Annotated in this window: 18 protein-coding genes and 1 other annotated feature; of the genes, 17 read left to right on the top strand and 1 reads right to left on the bottom strand. The window is 52.4% G+C overall.

Going from position 1 to position 15,879, the window contains the following annotated elements:
* The first annotated feature begins 39 nt into the window (after positions 1–39).
* Entirely contained in the window at positions 40–888 is an 849-nt protein-coding gene (locus BZG20_RS03180; RefSeq protein ID WP_046075348.1) for an ion transporter, read from the top strand.
* Between the two features lie 119 nt (positions 889–1,007).
* Here the strand turns inward: BZG20_RS03180 and cysS are convergent, their stop codons facing one another.
* Positions 1,008–2,408 carry a cysteine--tRNA ligase gene (gene cysS, locus BZG20_RS03175; RefSeq protein WP_077578099.1) on the bottom strand — a complete coding sequence of 467 codons (1,401 nt, stop codon included), beginning with the start codon at positions 2,406–2,408 and terminating at the stop codon, positions 1,008–1,010.
* A gap of 286 nt (positions 2,409–2,694) precedes the next feature.
* On the opposite strand from cysS, the gene BZG20_RS03170 reads away from it, so the two are divergent.
* The 16 genes from BZG20_RS03170 (at position 2,695) to pseC (ending at position 15,877) form a co-directional block, all read left to right on the top strand.
* On the top strand, positions 2,695–3,219 hold the full coding sequence (locus BZG20_RS03170; RefSeq protein ID WP_077578098.1) for a MarR family transcriptional regulator: 525 nt from the start codon (positions 2,695–2,697) through the stop codon (positions 3,217–3,219).
* A gap of 143 nt (positions 3,220–3,362) precedes the next feature.
* Positions 3,363–3,860, top strand: a complete 498-nt coding sequence (locus BZG20_RS03165; protein ID WP_077578097.1) for a peptidylprolyl isomerase — start codon at positions 3,363–3,365, stop codon at positions 3,858–3,860.
* An 83-nt stretch (positions 3,861–3,943) separates the two neighbouring features.
* Positions 3,944–4,678, top strand: coding sequence for a UDP-2,3-diacylglucosamine diphosphatase (gene lpxH / locus BZG20_RS03160; RefSeq protein ID WP_077578096.1), 735 nt, complete (start codon positions 3,944–3,946; stop codon positions 4,676–4,678).
* A gap of 29 nt (positions 4,679–4,707) precedes the next feature.
* On the top strand, positions 4,708–5,184 hold the full coding sequence (locus BZG20_RS03155; RefSeq protein ID WP_077578095.1) for a YchJ family metal-binding protein: 477 nt from the start codon (positions 4,708–4,710) through the stop codon (positions 5,182–5,184).
* 99 nt (positions 5,185–5,283) lie between these two features.
* Positions 5,284–5,490, top strand: a complete 207-nt coding sequence (locus BZG20_RS03150) for a hypothetical protein (protein ID WP_046075342.1) — start codon at positions 5,284–5,286, stop codon at positions 5,488–5,490.
* A gap of 143 nt (positions 5,491–5,633) precedes the next feature.
* Positions 5,634–5,772: a sequence feature (His leader region), on the top strand.
* 34 nt (positions 5,773–5,806) lie between these two features.
* On the top strand, positions 5,807–6,703 hold the full coding sequence (hisG, locus tag BZG20_RS03145; RefSeq protein ID WP_046075341.1) for an ATP phosphoribosyltransferase: 897 nt from the start codon (positions 5,807–5,809) through the stop codon (positions 6,701–6,703).
* 6 nt (positions 6,704–6,709) lie between these two features.
* Positions 6,710–8,026 carry a histidinol dehydrogenase gene (gene hisD / locus BZG20_RS03140; protein ID WP_077578094.1) on the top strand — a complete coding sequence of 439 codons (1,317 nt, stop codon included), beginning with the start codon at positions 6,710–6,712 and terminating at the stop codon, positions 8,024–8,026.
* A 2-nt stretch (positions 8,027–8,028) separates the two neighbouring features.
* Complete coding sequence (gene hisC, locus BZG20_RS03135) at positions 8,029–9,081, top strand: histidinol-phosphate transaminase (protein WP_108743404.1); 1,053 nt, start codon at positions 8,029–8,031, stop codon at positions 9,079–9,081.
* Positions 9,082–9,092: 11 nt separating this feature from the next.
* Positions 9,093–10,160, top strand: coding sequence for a bifunctional histidinol-phosphatase/imidazoleglycerol-phosphate dehydratase HisB (gene hisB, locus BZG20_RS03130; protein ID WP_077578092.1), 1,068 nt, complete (start codon positions 9,093–9,095; stop codon positions 10,158–10,160).
* Complete coding sequence (gene hisH / locus BZG20_RS03125) at positions 10,160–10,759, top strand: imidazole glycerol phosphate synthase subunit HisH (protein ID WP_046075337.1); 600 nt, start codon at positions 10,160–10,162, stop codon at positions 10,757–10,759. The genes hisB and hisH overlap by 1 nt, the downstream gene beginning before the upstream one ends.
* 6 nt (positions 10,760–10,765) lie before the next feature.
* Positions 10,766–11,503, top strand: a complete 738-nt coding sequence (gene hisA, locus BZG20_RS03120; RefSeq protein WP_077578091.1) for a 1-(5-phosphoribosyl)-5-[(5-phosphoribosylamino)methylideneamino]imidazole-4-carboxamide isomerase — start codon at positions 10,766–10,768, stop codon at positions 11,501–11,503.
* Positions 11,485–12,258 (top strand): imidazole glycerol phosphate synthase subunit HisF, encoded by a 774-nt coding sequence (gene hisF / locus BZG20_RS03115; protein ID WP_077578090.1) that lies wholly within the window; start codon positions 11,485–11,487, stop codon positions 12,256–12,258. Before hisA ends, hisF begins: the two co-directional genes overlap by 19 nt.
* Positions 12,255–12,878, top strand: a complete 624-nt coding sequence (hisIE, locus tag BZG20_RS03110) for a bifunctional phosphoribosyl-AMP cyclohydrolase/phosphoribosyl-ATP diphosphatase HisIE (RefSeq protein WP_046075334.1) — start codon at positions 12,255–12,257, stop codon at positions 12,876–12,878. Before hisF ends, hisIE begins: the two co-directional genes overlap by 4 nt.
* Before the next feature lie 400 nt (positions 12,879–13,278).
* Positions 13,279–13,635 (top strand): HigA family addiction module antitoxin, encoded by a 357-nt coding sequence (locus tag BZG20_RS03100; RefSeq protein WP_241829513.1) that lies wholly within the window; start codon positions 13,279–13,281, stop codon positions 13,633–13,635.
* An 88-nt stretch (positions 13,636–13,723) separates the two neighbouring features.
* Complete coding sequence (gene pseB, locus BZG20_RS03095; RefSeq protein ID WP_077578087.1) at positions 13,724–14,719, top strand: UDP-N-acetylglucosamine 4,6-dehydratase (inverting); 996 nt, start codon at positions 13,724–13,726, stop codon at positions 14,717–14,719.
* 12 nt (positions 14,720–14,731) lie between these two features.
* Complete coding sequence (pseC, locus tag BZG20_RS03090) at positions 14,732–15,877, top strand: UDP-4-amino-4,6-dideoxy-N-acetyl-beta-L-altrosamine transaminase (RefSeq protein ID WP_077578151.1); 1,146 nt, start codon at positions 14,732–14,734, stop codon at positions 15,875–15,877.
* Positions 15,878–15,879 lie beyond the last annotated feature (2 nt).

Genomic DNA, 15,879 nt, shown 5'->3' with positions numbered 1-15,879 from the left:
TGCGGCTCAATCATGGAAGGTTTATAGCAAGGTAAGCGAATGAATAAGTCACAAAGCCGTCTTCAACATTATCTCTACACCACCATCTTTGGCACCGAGACGAAGCACGGGAAGGCATTTGATTTGGTGCTAATTGTGATGATCTTGGCCTCGATGGTGGTGTTGATGCTGGAATCCATCGCTAGCTTTCACGCTCAATGGTCGCAATGGCTCTATTGGATTGAATGGGGCTTTACCGGCATCTTTACCATCGAGTATTTACTGCGCCTTTATTGCTCTCCGCGCCCGTCTGCTTATGCGCGAAGCTTTTACGGCGTGGTGGATTTACTGGCGATTCTGCCCACCTATATCGCGATTTTTGTCCCAGGCACCACTTACCTGATGGTGGTACGCCTGTTGCGGGTATTGCGCATTTTCCGTGTTTTGAGGCTGATGCGCTTTTTGGAAGACTCCAACATCTTGTTACGCTCGATGATGCTGTCATCGCGCAAGGTGATGATTTTCTTCTTCTCCGTGGCGATCCTGGTCACCGTCTTCGGCGCACTCATGTACGTGATTGAAGGGCCAGAGAATGGCTTTACCAGTATTCCCTATGCCATCTATTGGGCGATCGTCACCCTCACCACCGTCGGCTATGGCGATATTGTGCCGCAAACCGATATTGGCAAGGCACTCGCGTCTTTCACCATGTTGATGGGCTATTCGATTATTGCCGTGCCTACAGGGATCATCACCGCCGAAATCGGTCAGCAGATGTCACTGCATCGCAACTTGGTAAAATGCCCTAACTGCTCAAAAAGCGGCCATGAGTCCGACGCCTCATTTTGTAAGCATTGTGGCAGTGAGCTGCCGGAAGCCGATAAACGCGTGGTCACACCTGGGCTGTAACACTGGCTTCACGTTGATTGGTACGGCAGTCGCTGTGCGTAAAAGCACGAGATACCAATAACAAAAAACGGAGCTAGTCGGCTCCGTTTTTTGTGGCTTATTGGTTAATAAACAGTTGCTTATTTACGGCGCCAGGTGGTGCCTTGCGGACCGTCTTCCAGCACAATGCCCATCGCGGTAAGCGCATCACGCGCGGCATCAGCGGTGGCAAAATCTTTGGCTTTACGGGCATCGTTCCGTTTTTGAATGAGCGCCTCGATTTCAGCCACTTCATTATCAGCCCCTGCATCGCCTTGCAAGAAGCTATCGGCATCTTGCTCGAGCAAACCAAGAATCGAGGCTAACTTACGCATTTGCGCACCCAGTGCGGATGCCGCTGCCAAATCATCGCTACGTAAACGGTTAATCTCACGAGCCATATCGAATAGCACCGAATAGGCTTCTGGGGTGTTAAAGTCATCGTTCATCGCCGCTTCAAAGCGTGCCACGTATTCATCGCCACCGGCAGGTGCGGCCTGAGTGTCTAAACCGCGAAGCGAGGTGTAGAGACGCTCAAGTGCTGAACGGGCTTGATTGAGGTTTTCATCGCTGTAGTTCAACTGGCTGCGATAGTGACCGGACAGCAAGAAATAACGCACGGTTTCAGCATCATAATGTGCCAATACATCACGGATGGTGAAAAAATTCCCCAAGGATTTGGACATCTTTTCACGATCAACCATCACCATGCCGCTGTGCATCCAGGTGTTGACATATGGGGTGTCATGGGCGCAGCAAGATTGGGCAATTTCGTTCTCATGGTGCGGGAACTGTAAATCAGAGCCACCACCATGAATATCAAAATGTTCGCCCAAGATCGCAGAGTTCATTGCCGAGCACTCAATGTGCCAACCTGGACGGCCTGGTCCCCACGGGGATTCCCATGTCGGCTCGCCAGGTTTGGACATTTTCCACACCACAAAATCGAGAGGACTGCGCTTGGCTGTTTCAACATCCACACGGGCGCCCGCTTGCAGCTGATCGAGGTCTTGCTTTGACAGCTTGCCGTAATCATCAAACTTGGCCACTTCAAACATCACGTCGCCATTATCTGCGACATAGGCGAAGCCACGCTCAATCAGCTTTTCTACCAGTGCGATGATTTCATCGATGTAGTCCGTCGCACGTGGCTCGATATCAGGACGCGCCATGTTTAAAGCATCAAAGTCTTGGTACATTTCACCGATCAAGCGCTCGGTCAATGCGTCACAGCTCTCGCCATTTTCCGCCGCACGCTTAATGATTTTGTCATCGATATCCGTGATATTACGGACAAAGGTCAAATCAAAGCCCAAGTAGCGCAAGTAGCGCGCAATCATGTCAAACGAAACAAAAGTACGCCCGTGACCAATATGACAGAGATCGTAAATCGTCACCCCACACACATACATGCCAATTTTTCCCGGCGTGATGGGTTGAAAGACAGCTTTATCTCGCGTCAGTGAGTTGTAGATCTTTAACGGGGGGGTTTGCGTCGACATAATAATTTGATGACTCGTTACAATAGTGACAATGAGTAAGGTGAAGCAGCTATTACACCTTTTCTACTGGCATGACGCAAGCCTCTCACGCCGGCCAAGGCCTGTGAAACATTAAGACTGGGCTCACAAGTTACGACTAAAACCGAGATTATCGCTTGAGCTTTTTAAGCCTATTCATTTATTTTTCAATAAAGAATCTTTATCGATAAGTATTTATTGGGCAAACTGGCCCATTGACTGATTGGCACTCACCGATCTTATTGAGACTAACCGATGTGGCAGAATCATGACTGATAACGCAACCCCTTCCGCTCTACAAGAGGACAAAGTTGACCTCATCTTACGCCAATGGCACGACGAGCGCCCAGATATCGACCCCAGCCCGATGGCGATCACGGGCCGTCTCGCGCGGGTTTTGGGCAATATCAATCCCAAACTGCAACAAGTATTTGGCCAATATAACCTCAACCCTGGGGAGTTTGATGTGTTGGCCTCCCTACGTCGTGCAGGCTCGCCCTATACATTAACACCCAACCAGCTGCTCGATGCCTTGATGCTTACCTCGGGCGCAATGACCAACCGTATCGATCGCCTCGAGCAAAAAGGCTTGGTGTCTCGCAGCCCTGATCCCAACGATCGCCGTGGCGTCTATGTCTCACTGACAGACGCGGGTATGGGATTAATCGATAAAGCGGTGACGGATCATACCAACAATTTACACCAGCTATTGGCAGGTCTCACCGCCGACGAGCAAGCCGAACTCGCCGTGTTACTTAAAAAATTACTCGCACATGTTGAACCCGTGTCTTAATCGCTTTTTCCCGGCTCGCCTGAGATAAGGACGACTCAGGAATGATGATTAATTCCACATCCAGGGGATCTTTGCTTGATCAGCGAGTACTTTCGGCTAAAATCTGTGATCCTTTTTAGCCAAGCCAATGACAGGATTACATCATGGTGACTCTTCATACCACGTTCGGTGACATCAAACTTCGCATGTTTGCAGACGAAGCACCGGCTACGGTCGAGAACTTTTTACAATACTGCCGTGACGGCTTTTACGACGGAACCCTGTTCCACCGCGTGATTGACGGCTTTATGGTCCAAGGCGGTGGCATGGCCTCTGGCATGGAAGAAAAAGCAACCCGTGCGCCAATTAAAAACGAAGCTGATAACGGCCTCAGCAACTTGACGGGGCGCTTGTCGATGGCTCGCACCATGGAGCCGCACTCAGCAAGCTCGCAATTCTTTATCAACGTCAATGACAACCTGTTCCTCGATCACAAAGCTAAAACGCCAGATGGCTGGGGCTACTGTGTATTCGCAGAAGTGGTTGACGGCATGGATGTGGTCAACAAGATCAAAGGTGTTGCCACCGGTAACTGGGGTTATGTTCACCAGGACGTCCCGGTCGAAGAAGTGTTGATCAATAGCGTGACTATTGAAGACTGAAGTGACACTATCGAGCAAGGGTAGCCAAGGCTACCCTTTCTTTTTCGTCGCGACCCGCTTTCTATTAATGATAAAACCAACGCATGTCTCATACCCTCTTCATTGCTGATTTACACTTAAGCCCGACGCGGCAAGATATCACTGACTGCTTCGAACGATTTATGAAGCAAGAGGCGATAAATGCCGACGCCCTGTATGTTCTGGGGGATTTATTCGAGGTTTGGATTGGTGATGACGACAACAGCCCGTTTCATCGACAAATTAAAGCGGCGTTTTCCGCGGTGACTGAGCAAGGCGTGCCAGTGTACTTTATTCATGGCAATCGTGATTTTTTAATTGGCCAACGCTTTTCTAGAGAAACCGGCGTAACGCTGTTAAGCGAGCTTGAATGCATCGATTTATATGGCACCCCCACCCTGATCCTGCACGGAGATACCTTGTGCCTCGAGGATGTTGATTATCAGGCATTTCGACGCAAAGTCCACCAGCGCTGGTTGCAGCGACTATTTCTGAGCCTACCACTGACGTGGCGCCGCAAGATTGCGGCCAAAATGCGCGCGGGCAGTGCCAATGCCAACCAACAAAAGTCAACGTCCATCATGGATGTCACGCCGCAAGAGGTGCAGCGCCAGTTGGATAACGCCAATGTACGCCATATGATTCACGGCCACACCCATCGCCCTCATATCCACCAGTGGCACCAACACGGCACCGCGTACCGACGTATTGTGTTAGGCGATTGGTATCAACACGGCTCTGTGTTGGTGTGCAATGAACAAGATTGTGACTTGCAAACCCGCGACTTTACCCATTTTTAAACCGTTCAGCGACTGGTTAAGAGATAGTTATGCAAACTGATTTATGCCCTTGTTGCAGCCATAAACCCTATCAAGATTGCTGCGCGCCCATTCATCAGAACCCCGCCAATGCTATCCATCCGGAGCAATTGATGCGTGCACGTTACAGCGCACACCCCAAAGGCTTGGTGGATTTTATTGTTGAGACCTACCACAGTGAATGCGGCGCCGAATCGTTTCGTGATGACATCACCACCATGACCCAGCACCAGTGGCAGTCGCTCGAGGTCGTAGATAGCGAGGTGTTGCAACAAGGTGAACTTGGCTTTGTCACCTTTAAAGCCCACTTTATCGCGCACGGCCAGCCCCAATCTCTGCATGAGCGTTCTCGTTTTGTTAAAGAGACGATCGATGGACAGCTTCAGTGGCGATATATCGATGGCGTGTTTCCCGGCCATGTCAAAGCGGGGCGCAACGATCCCTGCCCGTGTGGCAGCGGACGTAAGTTTAAAAAGTGTTGCAGTTAGTCTCTACCCTCACCCTCCTCTGAGAAGGCCTGGTTAAAAATCAATCAAGAATTCTTTTCCTTGGTCGATACTGATAGTAAGACCAGAGGAGGATGAATCATGAATTGGCTCGGCAATCTCAGTCCCGTGTATCGCACACCACATGCACCGCCAACCAAAGTATGGGCAATTCGAAAGCAAGCCCATATTGAGGAGCGCAAGCAGCGTCGCTTAGATGATCCATCGGATCACCATGCGTCGCCGCAGGCTGAAAAAGAGAGCGCGCCACGCAAAAAAGATGATGGCTCGCTGGATGTTTATGTCTAGGCGTCACCGCTTGTCATGCTAGGCGGTGAAAAAATCTCCATGTTTGTAGTTGCAATCTAAGCTGACTTTGATATTGTCAAAAAAGAAATGAGATTGACCAACGTAAATGGACATCAAAAAATGACTTCATCGCTAATGACAATGCATCACCACCATCATCCTGACTAGTCTTTCGGGAGGAATGGTTTCGACTGGAAGACGAGTAAAAAGCGCTTCCGTCGGTCATTAGCCAGCTAATAGATTCAGACCCTCGGGAGCACCGTCTTCCGAGGGTTTTTTCTTTTTTAGCTTTTCATTTTTAGACAAGGAAGCACACATGCAAACACAACGCTTACGTATCGCCATCCAAAAAAAGGGCCGCCTCGCCAAGGAGTGCCAAGAGCTGCTTAAACGCTGCGGGGTAAAAATCAATTACACCGGTGAGCGTTTAGTGGTTCACGCCGAAAACATGCCCATCGATCTGCTGCTGGTGCGCGATGATGATATCCCAGGCCTTATCATGGACGGCGTGGTTGATTTAGGGGTGATTGGCGAAAACGAATTAGAAGAAGTACGCCTTGAGCGCATCAAGCTGGGCGAGCCGAGCCAATATCAACTGCTGCGCCGACTCGATTTCGGCGGCTGCCGTCTCTCTATCGCCCTCGATAAAGACCAAGATTATAACGGCCCCCAAGATCTGGCCAGCCAACGGATTGCTACCACCTACCCCAATATTCTCAAAGCCTATATGGACAAACAGGGGGTCAACTTTAGCACTTGTATGCTCAATGGCTCCGTCGAAGTCGCGCCGCGTGCCGGGCTTGCCGATGCGATTTGTGACTTAGTCTCAACCGGTGCCACCTTAGAAGCCAATGGCTTGAAAGAAGCCGAAGTCATATTCCGCTCAAAAGCGGTATTGATCCAGCGTGAAGGCAGCTTCAGTGAAGAGAAAACCGCATTGATTGAACGCTTGCTCACCCGCATGCAAGGTGTCATCCAAGCCAAAGAGTCCAAATACATCATGCTCCACGCGCCCAGCGAAACCTTAGAGCAAGTGGTCGAGCTACTCCCCGGCGCGGAAGATCCCACCATCTTGCCATTAGCCCACGAAAAGAGCCGTGTCGCGGTGCACTTGGTCAGTACCGAAAATCTGTTCTGGGAGACCATGGAAAAATTGAAGCAGCTGGGCGCGAGCTCAATCTTGGTCCTGCCGATTGAAAAGATGATGGAGTAAGTCACGATGCGTACTGTGGTCTGGAAATCACTCGGAGAGTCACAAAAAGAAGGCTTAATGCGCCGTCCGGCTATCACAACCGGCGCCCAAACCCAAGCCAGTGTCAGCGAGATCATCGCCGATGTCCGTGAGCGGGGCGATGAAAGCTTAAAAGCATTGACCCAAAAGTTTGATGGTGTCGAACTCGATAGCATCAAACTCGACAAAGCGACTTTGGCCGACGCCGAAGCGCGCTTGGATGAAGATATCAAGCTATCCCTGCGCCAAGCCTACGATAACATCAGCACCTTTCACCGTGCGCAAAAAGCGCAGCCATTGAAAGTCGAAACCATGCCGGGGGTGGTGTGCGAATCCATTACCCGCCCGATTAACCGCGTGGGGCTGTATATTCCTGGCGGTAGCGCGCCCTTGCCCTCGACCGTATTGATGCTGGGCGTACCCGCACAAATTGCTGGCTGCCGAAAAGTGGTGCTCTGTACCCCACCGCCGGTGGCCGATGAGATTTTATACTGTGCCAAACTGTGTGAGATTGATGAAATTTATACCCTGGGCGGCGCACAGGCGGTGGCGGCGATGGCCTTTGGTACCCAAAGTGTGACCAAGGTGGATAAGATCTTTGGCCCGGGTAATGCCTATGTCACCGAAGCCAAACGTCAAGTGAGCCTTGCCGCCAATGGCGCGGCCATGGACATGCCTGCCGGCCCCTCGGAAGTGTTAGTGATTGCCGATGCCGGCGCGGATCCAGACTTTGTTGCCGCCGATTTACTCAGCCAAGCAGAGCATGGCCCCGATTCGCAAGTGGTGCTGGTGACCCCGGCGCCAGAGATGGCAGAGAAAGTGGCGGATGCGGTGCAGCAGCAATTAACCACACTCAGTCGTGCAGAGATTGCCAAGCAAGCGTTGGGTAGCAGTGTGATTATCATTGCCGACACCCTCACCCAATGCGTGTCGATTTCTAACCGTTATGGGCCGGAGCACTTGATTGTGCAAACTCAACAGCCAAGGGATTTGTTACCCCTGTTGGATAATGCTGGCTCGATTTTCTTGGGCGCATACTCGCCCGAGTCCGTGGGTGATTACGCCTCTGGCACCAATCACGTGCTCCCCACTTATGGTTATACGCGCACCTACAGCAGCCTTGGGCTGGCCGACTTTACCAAGCGAATGACGGTGCAAGAGCTTAGCGACACCGGTTTGCAAACACTGGGCCCGACAGTGATGCGTATTGCCGAAGCAGAAGGCTTGGATGCACACCGCCAAGCAGTCGAGATTCGTCTCACTAAGCTGCAACAAGCTCAAGCTTCGGAGGATCCATTAGTATGAGCATCGAAAAACTCGCCCGTGAGCAAGTACAAGCGCTCACGCCCTATCAGTCAGCCCGCCGCATTGGCGGTAGCGGGGATGTCTGGCTCAATGCTAACGAGTCACCCTTTGACAACGCTTACACCGTAAGCGGTCAGGGACTCAATCGCTACTCCAGCTGTCAGCCCAATGCATTGATCAATGCCTATGCAGACTATGCCGGCGTAGCAACGAACCAAGTCATCACCACTCGTGGCGCCGATGAAGGGATTGATTTGTTGCTGCGTGCCTTTTGCGAGCCAAACCAAGATAGCGTGCTGATTTGTCCACCTACCTATGGCATGTATGCGGTCAGTGCGGAAAATCAAGGGATCGCCACCACCCAAGTGCCGCTCACCGCCGACTGGCAGTTGGACATGGCAGGGATTGATAGCGCATTGGAGGCAGATGCCGGTATCAAGCTTATCTTCGTGTGTAGTCCCAATAATCCGACCGGCAATCTGATTAACCGCGACGACATTGAGGCGCTACTCACCCGCACTCAAGATCGCGCGATTGTGGTACTGGATGAGGCCTATATTGAATTTAGTCCAGAAGCGACCTGCACCGATTTACTCGCACGCTTTGATAATCTGGCCATTTTGCGAACCCTATCAAAAGCGTTCGCTCTGGCGGGACTGCGTTGCGGCTTTACCCTCGCCAGCCCCGCTATTATTAACTTGATGCTTAAGGTGATCCCGCCGTATCCCGTGCCGGTCCCCGTGGCAGAGATTGCCGAGCAAGCGCTCTCCGAGGCCGGTTTGGCGCGGATGAAATATCAGGTTTTGGACTTGACCGCCAACCGTGCCTACCTGCAAGCCGGCCTCAGTATGCTGCCCGGCGTTGAGGTGCACCCGGGCTTTGGTAATTATCTGCTCATCACGCTGGATGATGCCGACGCGGTGTTCGCACGTTTAGGACGTGCAGGCATGATTGTGCGCCAGACCGCCGTGGCCAACAGCTTGCGTATCAGTATTGGTAACCGTGACGAATGTGAAAAAGTGTTGGCCTTTATCCGCCAGCAACTCAGTGAATAAGGACAACCACTGTGAAAAACAAGATTTTATTTATTGACCGTGATGGCACCTTGATTGTGGAGCCGCCTGAAGACTATCAAGTGGATCGCCTCGATAAATTGGCCCTTGAACCGGGCGTGATCCCCGCGTTGCTGAGCCTGCAAGCGGCGGGTTACACCTTGGTGATGGTGAGCAATCAAGATGGCTTAGGGACCGAGAGCTTCCCGCAAGCGGACTTTGATGCGCCACACAACATGATGATGGCGCTGTTTCGCTCGCAAGGGATCCATTTTGAAGACGTACTGATTTGCCCGCACTTTGATAGCGATGACTGTAGCTGTCGCAAGCCCAAATTAGGCTTGGTGAAAGACTATCTGCAGCAAGGCCGGATTGATTTCGCCCAATCGGCTGTGATTGGCGATCGCGACACCGATATCACCTTAGCCAACAATATGGCGCTACAAGGGATCAAATATCAACGTGACGTGATGGGCTGGTCACAGATTGTCGAGCGTCTCACCCAGCAGCCGCGACTGGCCAGCGTCACTCGCACCACCAAAGAAACCGATATTCAGGTGGATGTTAACCTGGATAAGAGTGGCGGCAGTCGCATTGAAACCGGACTGGGCTTTTTTGATCACATGTTGGATCAAATCGCCACCCACGGCGGCTTTCAGCTCAACGTTCGCGTCAAAGGCGATTTGCACATCGACGACCACCACACCATTGAAGATACCGCCCTCGCGTTGGGCGACGCACTCAAACGGGCGCTGGGAGATAAACGCGGTATTGGCCGCTTTGGCTTTAGCCTGCCGATGGATGAATGCTTGGCGCAATGTGCATTGGATTTGTCCGGACGCCCCTATTTGAAATTTGAAGCCAGCTTCCCACAGCCACAAGTGGGCGATATGTCGACCGAGATGGTGGGACACTTTTTCCGCTCATTGACCGACACCTTGGCCTGTACCCTACACCTGACGGTGTCGGGCGAAAACACCCACCACTTGGTGGAAAGCTTATTTAAAGCTTTTGGCCGCACCTTGCGTCAAGCCATCAAGGTCGAAGGCGACGCCCTGCCAAGCAGTAAAGGAGTGCTGTAATGCGCAAACAGACTGTCATTATCGATACCGGCTGCGCCAATGTGTCCTCGGTACGCTTTGCTGTTGAGCGTTTGGGGTATCAGGCCACACTAAGCCGCGATCCGGACGTGGTACTAGGGGCGGATAAGCTCTTTTTGCCCGGTGTCGGAACGGCCAGCGAAGCGATGAAAAACCTGACCGAACGCGGCTTAGTAGATTTAGTTAAGCAAGTGGAGCAACCGCTGCTGGGGATTTGTCTTGGCATGCAAATGCTAGGCACTTACTCGGATGAAGGCGACAGCCCGGTCGAATGTCTCGGCCACATCCCCGCCCCGACGAAATTGATGGATACCGCAGGGCAGCCTCTGCCTCATATGGGTTGGAACCGGGTTGCTACCGTTAATGACCATCCTCTGTTCGATGGCATTGTCGCGGGTAGCCACTTTTACTTTGTCCACAGTTACGCGATGCCGGTCGGCGATTACACCTTGGCACAATGTCATTATGGCCATGCGTTCAGTGCGGCTATCAATCAAGGCAACTACTACGGGGTTCAGTTTCACCCCGAGCGCTCTGGCAAAGTAGGCGCGCGTTTGATTCAGAATTTTTTGGAGATGTAAGCAAGGATGATTATACCAGCACTCGACTTGATAGACGGCCAAGTGGTGCGCCTTTATCAAGGGGATTATCAGCAAAAAACCGACTACGGTTTTGACCCGCGTGAGCAGTTTGCACGTTACCATCAAGCAGGCGCGGACTGGTTGCACCTCGTGGATTTAACCGGTGCCAAAGATCCGACCGCGCGTCAGGTCGACTTAATCACCGAGATCTTGCAATCAACGCCCGCCAATATTCAAATTGGCGGTGGTGTGCGCACCGAAATGGACGTGATTGAGCTGTTGAACACCGGCGCACAGCGCGTAGTGATCGGCTCTACCGCGGTTAAATCGCCTGATTTGGTCAAAGGCTGGATGCAAACCTACGGCCCTGACCGCATTGTATTGGCACTCGATATTCATATCGACAGCGACGGAACGCGACGCGTAGCGGTGTCCGGCTGGCAACAAGACTCCGGCGTCACCATTGAAGCGCTACTCGACGATTATTTGTCCGTCGGGCTAAAGCATGTGCTGTGCACCGATATCTCCCGCGATGGCACCTTACAAGGCAGCAATGTGGCGCTTTACCGCGACTTGTGTCAGCGCTATCCGAGCATTGCGTTTCAATCATCAGGCGGCATTGGCAATCTCGAGGATATTCGCGCCTTACGCAACACTGGCGTGGCGGGTGTGATCGTCGGCCGCGCCCTACTGGAAGGCAACTTTAGCGCAGAGGAGGCGATCGCATGCTGGCAAAACGGATAATTCCTTGTTTGGACGTCCGCGACGGACAAGTGGTCAAAGGCGTGCAATTTCGCAATCACGAAATCATCGGCGATATCGTCCCGCTCGCCAAACGCTACGCCGAAGAAGGTGCTGACGAGTTGGTGTTTTATGACATCACCGCCTCCAGTGACAGCCGGGTGGTCGATAAAAGCTGGGTCAGTCGCGTCGCGGAAGTGATTGATATCCCCTTTTGCGTCGCCGGTGGGATAAAATCCGAAGCCGATGCCCAACAAATATTGGAATTCGGCGCGGATAAAATATCGATTAATTCACCGGCCTTGGCCGATCCGAGTTTGATCACACGGCTGGCCAATAAGTTTGGCGTGCAGTGCGTGGTGGTTGGGATTGATTCCTTCTTCGATGAAGCGACCGGGCAATATCAAGTCTATCAATTTACTGGCGATGAAAGCCGCACTCAGGCTACGCCTTGGCAAACCGCTGCCTGGGTTGAGGAAGTCCAACAGCGAGGCGCGGGCGAAATCGTACTCAATATGATGAACCGCGATGGCGTGCGCCAAGGCTATGACTTAACCCAACTCAAAATGGTGAGAGAGCGCTGTCAGGTACCCCTGATTGCCTCCGGCGGTGCCGGTGAAATTTCGCATTTCGCCGACGCCTTTTTACAAGCGAATGTCGATGGCGCACTGGCCGCCTCGGTGTTTCACAAGCAAATCATCGCAATAAGCGAATTAAAACAAGCACTAAAGCAACAAGGGATCGAGGTAAGAGTATGACGGCGACGTGGGTAGAACGTATCGATTGGGAGAAAAACGCCGGCTTGGTGCCTGCGATTATCCAACACAGCGATAGCGGCCAAGTATTGATGCTGGGCTACATGAATGCCGATGCACTGAACGCGACGCTCGAAACCGGTCGCGTCACCTTTTGGTCGCGCAGTAAATCGCGTCTTTGGGTAAAAGGCGAAAGCTCCGGCCATGTATTAAGCCTTGAGCACATTGCACTCGATTGCGATCAAGACACCTTGTTGGTCACGGCGACACCACACGGGCCCACCTGTCACCTCGGCACGACCACCTGCTTTGACAGTGATAATAAACCACCACACACGGGGCCCGGCTTTTTGTCGAGCCTAGAGCAAGTGCTTGCCAGCCGCAAAGATGCCGCGCCTGATGACTCTTACACCGCGAGCTTATTTGCCAAAGGCACCAAGCGTATCGCGCAAAAAGTGGGGGAAGAAGGGGTCGAAGTCGCCCTCGCTGCCACGGCAGGCGATAAAGCCGAGCTATTAAACGAAAGCGCCGATTTGCTCTATCACCTGTTGGTATTGCTGCAAGACCAAGAGCTTAGCCTCCATCAAGTGACCGAAGTCCTCGCCTCTCGCCATCAAGGCTAACGACCACGCACGTTAACCTAAACATGGTCCCTTCAAAGCGCCGCCCACATGCGGCGCTTTGTGTGACGCAAGTTATCTCACTCGCAATTTAAGAGATAATACACGCCTTTGATTGACGCCCATCCCATGCCAAAATACGTTTGATGCATGATCAAATCATTCGCAGATAAACGAACGCAGGCACTATACTCAAAGGGAACGTCAAAGAGGTTCCCTGCCGAGCTGGCGGTACGTGCGGCAAGAAAGTTGGAGTATATCGATCTCGCCACACAACTCGATGATCTCACGGTACCGCCCGGTAATCGCCTTCACGCTTTGTCAGGAAACAGACAAGGGCAACATGCAATAGCGATAAACAAACAGTGGCGCATTTGCTTTCGTTTTGAAGACGGTGACGCGTATGACGTGGAGGTTTGCGACGACCACTAATGAGGTAACAGTGATGACGATTTTCAACACAGCTGGCATGCAACGCCAACCGACGCATCCTGGAGCCATGTTGCGCGAAGACTTTCTGCCCGATTACGACTTGAGCGTAGAACAATTGGCTGATGCTTTGGGCGTCTCTCGTCAATCGATGACTGCCGTATTGGATGAGCGTAAAGCAGTGAGCCCGGAGCTGGCGCTTCGTCTCGCACGTTTGTTTGGTAACTCGCCTGAGTTTTGGCTCAATGCGCAAAGGGCCGTTGATCTTTGGGAGGCGTCGCAATCAATTAAACACGAGGTAGCAAAAATAAAACCGCTTGATGTCGCTTAATCGCGCGTCATGGCCGTAGCAGATCGCCAAATCCTGCTCAGATCAGTTAAACTGCCTGTATTCCCGACAGTTAGTGACAAGGCGTCCTATGTTTAACGGCAAATCCATTCTGATCACCGGCGGTACTGGTTCTTTTGGTAAAAAGTACGTCCGCACCCTGCTTGAACGCTATCAGCCACGTCGCCTCGTGGTGCTCTCTCGCGATGAGCTCAAGCAATATGAAATGCAGCAAACCTTTAACGCCCCCTGCATGCGCTATTTTATCGGCGATGTGCGTGATGGCGATCGCTTAATGCAAGCGATGCAAGGCATTGACTATGTGATTCATGCTGCTGCACTCAAGCAGGTACCTGCCGCCGAATACAACCCGATGGAATGTATCAAGACCAACATTCACGGCGCAGAGAATGTGATTCGCGCTGCGATTGCCAACGGGGTGGAAAAGGTGATTGCGCTCTCGACCGATAAGGCCGCCAGCCCCAATAACCTCTATGGCGCCACCAAACTGTGTTCAGATAAATTGTTTGTCGCCGCTAACAATATGACCGGGGGCCAAAAGACACGTTTTTCGGTGGTGCGCTATGGCAATGTGGTCGGCTCGCGCGGCTCTGTGGTGCCTTTGTTTAAGAAAAAGGCAGAGGAAGGCGCGGATCATTTGCCCATTACCCATCCTGAAATGACCCGCTTTTGGATTACCTTGCAGCAAGGGGTGGATTTTGTGCTGAAAAACTTTTCGCGCATGTATGGCGGGGAAATATTTGTTCCTAAGATCCCATCGGTTCGCCTGACGGATCTCGCCAGCGCCTATGCCCCGAACACGCCCGTTAAGGTGATAGGCATTCGCCCCGGAGAAAAAATGCATGAAGTGATGTGTCCGGCTGACGATGCGCATCTGACGCTCGAATTTGCCGATCATTACGTGATTTGTCCCACCATAAAGTTCTACGATGCCGATTATGACTATCGAGAAAATGCGTTGGGCGAAAAAGGACAGCCCGTGCCAGAAGGCTTTGAGTATCAATCAGGCACTAACCCAGATGTGTTAACCGTCGAGGCCATTTTGCAACTCGACACCGAGCAGTAAAGGAGTATGGCGTTGATCCCATACGGAAAGCAGCATCTTAGTGAGCAAGACTATGCCGCTGTGCTTGAGGTGCTAAAAAGTGATTATCTGACGCAAGGCCCGCAAGTTCCGGCTTTTGAAGCCGCCGTCGCCGAACTCACCGGGGCGGCGCATGCGGTCGCCGTCAATAGCGCGACATCTGCCCTGCATCTGGCTTGTCTGGCGCTAGGGTTAGACCCAGGCGATCGTTTATGGACCTCGCCCATCACCTTTGTCGCGTCAGCCAATTGTGGTCGATACTGTGGTGCCGAAGTGGACTTTGTCGATATCGACCCGCAAACGCGTAACCTATGCCCCCAACAGCTCGCGAAAAAGCTAGCGCAAGCGGCCGCGACTCACACCTTACCCAAAGTGCTGGTGGTGGTGCATATGGCCGGCGCCAGTGCGCCAATGGCCGAGATTGCCGCGCTTGCCAAGCGTTATCAGATAGCCATTATTGAGGATGCGTCACATGCGATGGGCGCACACTATCAAGGCGCGGCAGTGGGTGGATGCCAGTACAGCGATATTAGCGTGTTTAGTTTTCATCCGGTCAAAGTGGTTACCGCGGGAGAGGCTGGGGTTGCCACCACCCAAAGTGCCACATTGGCGAAAGCACTGCGTCAGTTGCGTAGCCACGGGATCACCCGTGACGCAGAAGATAGCCACGCTAGCTTACCGCCTTGGGGTTATGAGCAGCATGCATTGGGGATGAACTATCGCCTCTCGGATATTCATGCCGCGCTTGGCCGTTCACAATTAACCCAGCTGCGTTCCTTTATCGCCAAACGGTTTGCACTCGCTGAACGCTACCATCAAGCGCTGGCGGATTTGCCCGTTAAGCGGCCCGTTTTAGACCCTGAGTCGGCATGGCATTTGTATTTGATTGAGCTTGAGCACGCCGATACACGCCGCGCGGTTTTTGAGGCAATGCGTGCGCAAGGCATTGGCGTGAACGTGCACTATATTCCTGTGCATACGCAACCTTACTATCAGGCACAGGGCTTCCAGCCCGGAGACTTCCCGCTTGCCGAGCAGTATTACGCGGGGGCACTCACTTTGCCGCTTTACCCCGATTTAACCGAGCAACAGCAAGATACAGTGATTGCTGCGCTACAAAAAGCCATTGAGGATGCGTGACC

Source organism: Salinivibrio sp. IB868 (assembly GCF_001995655.1).
Classification (GTDB): Bacteria; Pseudomonadota; Gammaproteobacteria; order Enterobacterales; family Vibrionaceae; genus Salinivibrio; species Salinivibrio siamensis.
Note: the sequence above shows the minus strand (reverse complement) of the source record. Positions and strands in the feature narration are given on the sequence as shown.

What these genes read in the sequence shown, in the direction of transcription:
- hisH (WP_046075337.1), top strand. Translation starts at nt 10,160, where the DNA reads ATGCGCAAACAGACTGTCATTATCGATACCGGCTGCGCCAATGTGTCC.
- hisG (WP_046075341.1), top strand. Translation starts at nt 5,807, where the DNA reads ATGCAAACACAACGCTTACGTATCGCCATCCAAAAAAAGGGCCGCCTC.
- BZG20_RS03180 (WP_046075348.1), top strand. Translation starts at nt 40, where the DNA reads ATGAATAAGTCACAAAGCCGTCTTCAACATTATCTCTACACCACCATC.
- hisA (WP_077578091.1), top strand. Translation starts at nt 10,766, where the DNA reads ATGATTATACCAGCACTCGACTTGATAGACGGCCAAGTGGTGCGCCTT.
- lpxH (WP_077578096.1), top strand. Translation starts at nt 3,944, where the DNA reads ATGTCTCATACCCTCTTCATTGCTGATTTACACTTAAGCCCGACGCGG.
- BZG20_RS03165 (WP_077578097.1), top strand. Translation starts at nt 3,363, where the DNA reads ATGGTGACTCTTCATACCACGTTCGGTGACATCAAACTTCGCATGTTT.
- pseB (WP_077578087.1), top strand. Translation starts at nt 13,724, where the DNA reads ATGTTTAACGGCAAATCCATTCTGATCACCGGCGGTACTGGTTCTTTT.
- hisF (WP_077578090.1), top strand. Translation starts at nt 11,485, where the DNA reads ATGCTGGCAAAACGGATAATTCCTTGTTTGGACGTCCGCGACGGACAA.
- hisIE (WP_046075334.1), top strand. Translation starts at nt 12,255, where the DNA reads ATGACGGCGACGTGGGTAGAACGTATCGATTGGGAGAAAAACGCCGGC.
- cysS (WP_077578099.1), bottom strand. Translation starts at nt 2,408, where the DNA reads ATGTCGACGCAAACCCCCCCGTTAAAGATCTACAACTCACTGACGCGA.
- BZG20_RS03150 (WP_046075342.1), top strand. Translation starts at nt 5,284, where the DNA reads ATGAATTGGCTCGGCAATCTCAGTCCCGTGTATCGCACACCACATGCA.
- BZG20_RS03100 (WP_241829513.1), top strand. Translation starts at nt 13,279, where the DNA reads ATGACGTGGAGGTTTGCGACGACCACTAATGAGGTAACAGTGATGACG.
- BZG20_RS03170 (WP_077578098.1), top strand. Translation starts at nt 2,695, where the DNA reads ATGACTGATAACGCAACCCCTTCCGCTCTACAAGAGGACAAAGTTGAC.
- BZG20_RS03155 (WP_077578095.1), top strand. Translation starts at nt 4,708, where the DNA reads ATGCAAACTGATTTATGCCCTTGTTGCAGCCATAAACCCTATCAAGAT.
- hisD (WP_077578094.1), top strand. Translation starts at nt 6,710, where the DNA reads ATGCGTACTGTGGTCTGGAAATCACTCGGAGAGTCACAAAAAGAAGGC.